Source organism: Gordonia sp. (in: high G+C Gram-positive bacteria) (genome assembly GCF_049299075.1).
Classification (GTDB): domain Bacteria; phylum Actinomycetota; class Actinomycetes; order Mycobacteriales; family Mycobacteriaceae; genus Gordonia.
Genome location: NZ_JBAQWU010000134.1, coordinates 1 through 4,966, shown reverse-complemented (window position 1 = coordinate 4,966; position 4,966 = coordinate 1). Strand labels below are relative to the sequence as shown.

The window sequence follows — 4,966 nt, the reverse complement described above, 5'->3', positions numbered from 1 at the left end:
GTGGGACATCGTTCGACGCAGGTGTTCGAATAGCTTGTGCGTGGTTTTTGACACGCCCCTCGGCTAGCGCCTCGGCTCGGCTCAACTCGCGAGCAGGGGCGGCCCCGCGCGGTCAGAGTTCGGTGACGCGGCCGTCGGCGACGTGCCAGCGCCGGTCGACGCGGACGGTGTCGAGCATGCGACGGTCGTGCGTTACCAGCAGCAGCGCGCCGTCGTAGGTGTCCAGGGCCGACTCGAGTTGGGTGATGGCCGGCAGGTCGAGGTGGTTGGTGGGCTCGTCGAGCACCAGCACGTTGGTGCCCCGGGCTTGGAGGAGCGCGAGCGCCGCCCGGGTGCGTTCACCGGGCGAGAGCTCATCGACGGCGCGGTCGACGTGGTCGGCGCGCAGCCCGAACTTCGCCAGCAGCGTGCGCACCTCGGCGGAGGTGAAATCGGGAACCAAGGACTCGAAGCGATCGGCCAGCGCGTCGTCGCCGGCGAAGTGCCGGCGAGACTGATCGATCTCGCCGATGGCGACGTTGGCGCCGAGTTGCGCGGTGCCCGCGTCGGGCGCCTGCACACCGAGGAGCAGCCGCAGCAGCGTCGACTTACCGGCACCGTTCGGCCCGGTAATCCCGATCCGCTCCCCCGCATTCACCTGCAGCGACACCGGCCCGAGGGTGAAGTCACCCTGGCGCGCAACCGCCTGGTTCAGCGTCGACACCACCCCACTGGACCGCGGCGCCGCCCCGATGGTGAACTCCAGCACCCATTCCTTCCGCGGCTCGACAACCTCGTCCAAACGCGCGATGCGGCTCTCCATCTGCCGGACCTTCTGCGCTTGCTTCTCACTTGATTCCGAGGCCGCGCGCCGGCGGATCTTGTCGTTGTCGGGGGCCTTGCGCATCGCATTGCGCACGCCTTGACTCGACCACTCGCGTTGTGTGCGCGCCCGGGCCACGAGGTCGGCCTTCTTCTCGGCGTACTCCTCATACTCCTCGCGGCGATGTCGTCGGGCCACGTCGCGCTCTTCGAGATAGCTGTCGTAGCCGCCGCCGTAAATCGTGTTGGTCTGCTGGGCCAAATCCAGTTCCAGCACTCGAGTCACGCTGCGCGCGAGGAACTCCCGGTCGTGGCTGACCAGTACCACCCCGCCGCGCATACCGCGCACCACGTCTTCCAGCCGCGCCAGACCGTCTAGATCGAGATCGTTGGTCGGCTCGTCGAGCAGCACGATGTCAAAGCGCGAGCACAGCAGTGCCGCGAGTCCTACCCGCGCGGCCTGCCCACCCGACAGCGCCGTCATCAACGCCTCTTCCGGCGCGGTGTCACCGACGTCCAAGCCCAGATCGGCCAGTGCCGCGCCGATCCGCTCATCGAGATCGGGAGCGCCCGTGGCGAGCCAGTGGTCGAGTGCTTCGGCGTACACGTCGGCGGCGGCGGCCGGCGCGTTCGGATCGGCGAGCGCTTGCGCGGCCTCGTCCATCGCCGTGGCTGCCGCTGCGCACCCGGTGCGCCGGGCGATGTACGCCGCGACGGTCTCTCCCGCGACGCGCTCATGCTCCTGCGGCAGCCAGCCGATAAATGCGTCGGCGGGGGCGCGTGAGACGGCGCCCGCCACCGGCGCGAGTTCACCGGCCAGGATGCGCAGCAGCGTCGTCTTGCCTGCACCATTGGCGCCGAGCACCCCGACGACGTCGCCGGGCGCGACGGTGAGGTCGAGGTGCTCGAACAACACCCGCTGTGCGTATCCGCCGGCCACGTCCTTGGCGACCAGAGTGGCCGTCATCGGCGAACCACCGAGCGATCTGACTCCGCGATCTCCGAGAGGTCCTGCACTACGGTCACCCGGCCGCCATCCCCGGGGTCGGGGCCGGGCAGCACGCCGTTCGGGTCGATCAGATACATCTGGTGGCCGTCCAGGGTCAGTCGGCGCACTGCCTCCAGCAGCATGCGCCGGCCCACATCGTCAACGGCGAGGACCCGTTCCAGGTCAATTGCCACCTGCGGCGCCGCTGGCGGATCCTCGGCGAGGGCGCGCACCAGCCGCTCGGCGGTGGCGAATCGCAGGTCACCCTGCAATGCCAAGACCCAGATCGCGGCGGCGGCGCTGCCGACCAGTCGGCTGTCCCGGATCACCGACGGTGCGGCCCGCGGCGCGTCCATCAGATGCATGCCCATATCGGCAGTGAAGCGCTGGAAGAGATCCACTCCGCGGACGCTGTTGCCATGCCCGTCCAGCCGCGGCGAGAAGGTCGCGATACCCACCTGGCCGGGCAGGGCGCCGATCAGACCGCCAGCCACCCCACTCTTGGCAGGCACACCCACCCGAGTCATCCAATCGCCGGCCCCGTCGTACATGCCGCACGTCGACATCACGCTGAGCACCTGGCGGACCACCGGTGCGGGGACCACCGGCCGACCGGTTACCGGATTCACGCCGCGGTTGGCCAGGGTCGCGGCCATTATCGCCAGATCGTTCACCGTCACCAGTACCGAGCATTGGCGGGTGTAGCCGTCGACGACGAGCAGTGGTTCCTCATCCAGAATGTGGTGCGCACGCAGCATGTTCGCCAGGGCGCGGTTGCGGAACGAGTGCGTCATCTCCGACTGGTAGACGCTCTCGTCCACCGCCAGCTCGCGGCCGGCGAAGGCGCTGAGGCCGTCCAGGATCCGCGCGAAGCGCTCGTCCGGCGTCGCGCCGACTGGACCGGCGAGACTGTGCGCGGTGATCGCTCCGGCGTTGATCATCGGGTTGCGCGGGCGGCCGCTGTCGGGCTCCAGGGAGATCTCGTTGAACGCGTCCCCGCTCGGCTCCACCCACACCTTGCCGAGTACCTCGTCGAACCCGCGGTCGGCCAGCGCCAGTGCGTAGACAAGCGGTTTGGAGATCGACTGAATGCTGAACTCGACGCCGCAGTCGCCCGCCGAATAGACGTGGCCGTCCAGGGTGCACAATGCCGCCGCCAACAGTTCGGGGTCGGCGTCCGCTAATTGGGGAATGTAGTCAGCGGTGGCCCCGGAGCGGTCAGCCTGCACCGATCGCAGAGCCTCGGCAAGATAGTCCGGAATCGGTGAACGCACCTGTCCAGGCTACGTCGTCGGCCTTGACCGTCGCTGGCCGCGCCGACCGATCACCGGGGATCGTCACCCGGCGCCGAACGTCGACGGGCACACTGGAGGCAACATCAAGGACCAGTTGGAGGAGTACCCATTGCCCGCCCTGCCCGTGGACCCGGCAACGATCGGCGAGCTCGCGAAGATGCGCGATGAACTGCGCCGCTTCCTCATGGAGTATCAGTTCGCCGTCGACGAGATGCTGACCAAGGTGGCGATCCTCCGCGACGAGTTCGTGTATCTGCACCGGCACAATCCGATTGAGCACGTCAATTCCCGAGTCAAGTCCGTCGACAGCCTCCTGAACAAAGCCGCCAGGCGCCAGCTTCCGGTGGACCTGCCCTCGATCAGGGAAGGGATCACTGATATCGCGGGCATCCGGATCACCTGCGCGTTCACCAGCGACGCCTACCGGGTGCTCGACTCGCTGACCTCGCAGCGCGATGTGCAGGTGCTGACCATCAAGGACTACATTGCCAATCCAAAACCCAACGGATACCGGAGTCTGCACGCCGTCGTGTCGGTGCCGGTGTTCCTCTCCACCGGACCGGTCGACGTGACGGTGGAACTGCAGCTGCGCACCGTGGCCATGGACTTTTGGGCCAGCGCCGAACACAAGATCTTCTACAAGTTCGCGGGCCGGGTCCCGGCCGGGCTGGTCGACGAGCTCGCCGAGGCCGCCGCGATCGCCGCCGACCTGGACCGCCGCATGGAGGAGCTGCACATCGAAGTGCACGGCACCACCGGCCCCGACGACCCGGACCTGGAGATCGACGACGCCGTCCTCGGGTACTTCCTGAACAACCGATAGCCCTGGACCCCCGCACCGCTCACAGCGACCGCACAGCCGGTTGCCAACTGGCCGCCAGGTCCGCCGCACACACTGGATCTGGTCAGCCTGTGAATACCCCGAGGAGAACCAGCGTGCACCGCAGTCCCGAACCCGTCCAGACTCCCGACGGCCCGGCATTCGAAGGTCGCCTGTTGCCCCGGCCGGACGACGAGGTGGTCGATCAGGGCGCGGGCTTCGATATCGCCACCCTGCTCAGCCGTCGGCGGGTGCTTGCCCTGCTCGGCGGCGGTGCCGGGGCACTGGCCTTGTCCGCCTGTTCCAGCGACTCCACGCCGGGCGCGGCGTCGTCGACCGAGAACGCCGCGGCCGTGGGCGAGATTCCCGAGGAGACCAACGGCCCCTACCCCGCCGATGGCAGCAACGGGGTCAACATTCTGGAACAGTCCGGGATCGAGCGCAGCGACATCACCACGAACCTAGACGGCGGAGACCCCGTCGACGGCGTACCGCTCACCATGACATTCGAAGTCAGCGATCTAGCCAAGGATGGTGCCGCCTACACCGGCGCGGTGCTCTACGCGTGGCAGTGCGATGCGCAGGGCCGCTATTCGATGTACTCGCAGGGCGTGGAGAACGAGACCTTTCTGCGCGGCGTGCAAACCGTGGGACCGCTCGGGCGGGTGACTTTCCAGACCATCGTGCCCGGCTGCTATCCCGGCCGCTGGACGCACCTTCACTTCGAGGTGTACCCGGACAAAGCCGCGGCGACCAACGTCGACAATGCCATCGCCACCTCGCAACTCGCCTTTCCGCAGGACATGCTCGACACCGTCTACCGCAGCGGCAAATACCCCGATTCGGCGCGCAACCTGGCGCAGATCGGCGGCTTAGACAAGGATATGGTCTTCAGCGATGGCTACGCCCTGCAGCTGGGTACGTTCACCGGCGACGTCGCGCGGGGTTATCGCGGAAGCCTAAACGTCGGCGTCGACGCCACCACCGTTCCGGCGATGAGTGGCCGCGGTGGCGGCCAGGGCGGCGGCCCCGGTGGCGACGGTCGGCCGGGCGGGCCACCAC

4 protein-coding genes are annotated in these 4,966 nt (G+C 68.1%); 2 read left to right on the top strand and 2 right to left on the bottom strand.

Features of this window, described 5'->3' with window-relative positions:
- Window positions 1–112: 112 nt before the first annotated feature.
- A complete protein-coding gene (locus tag WAW85_RS04500) occupies window positions 113–1,768 on the bottom strand; it encodes an ABC-F family ATP-binding cassette domain-containing protein (protein WP_422558447.1) in 1,656 nt (551 codons plus the stop codon).
- The gene (locus WAW85_RS04495; RefSeq protein ID WP_422558446.1) at window positions 1,765–3,063 is read right to left on the bottom strand and encodes a glutaminase; all 1,299 of its coding nucleotides are present in this window, start codon (window positions 3,061–3,063) and stop codon (window positions 1,765–1,767) included. The genes WAW85_RS04500 and WAW85_RS04495 overlap by 4 nt, the downstream gene beginning before the upstream one ends.
- Before the next feature lie 178 nt (window positions 3,064–3,241).
- On the opposite strand from WAW85_RS04495, the gene WAW85_RS04490 reads away from it, so the two are divergent.
- Together WAW85_RS04490 and WAW85_RS04485 are read left to right on the top strand one after the other, a co-directional pair.
- Window positions 3,242–3,907 (top strand): GTP pyrophosphokinase, encoded by a 666-nt coding sequence (locus WAW85_RS04490; protein ID WP_422558448.1) that lies wholly within the window; start codon window positions 3,242–3,244, stop codon window positions 3,905–3,907.
- Window positions 3,908–4,020: 113 nt separating this feature from the next.
- Window positions 4,021–4,966 (top strand): 3,4-dioxygenase subunit beta (locus tag WAW85_RS04485; RefSeq protein ID WP_422558445.1); only part of this gene is annotated, 946 nt, incomplete at its 3' end.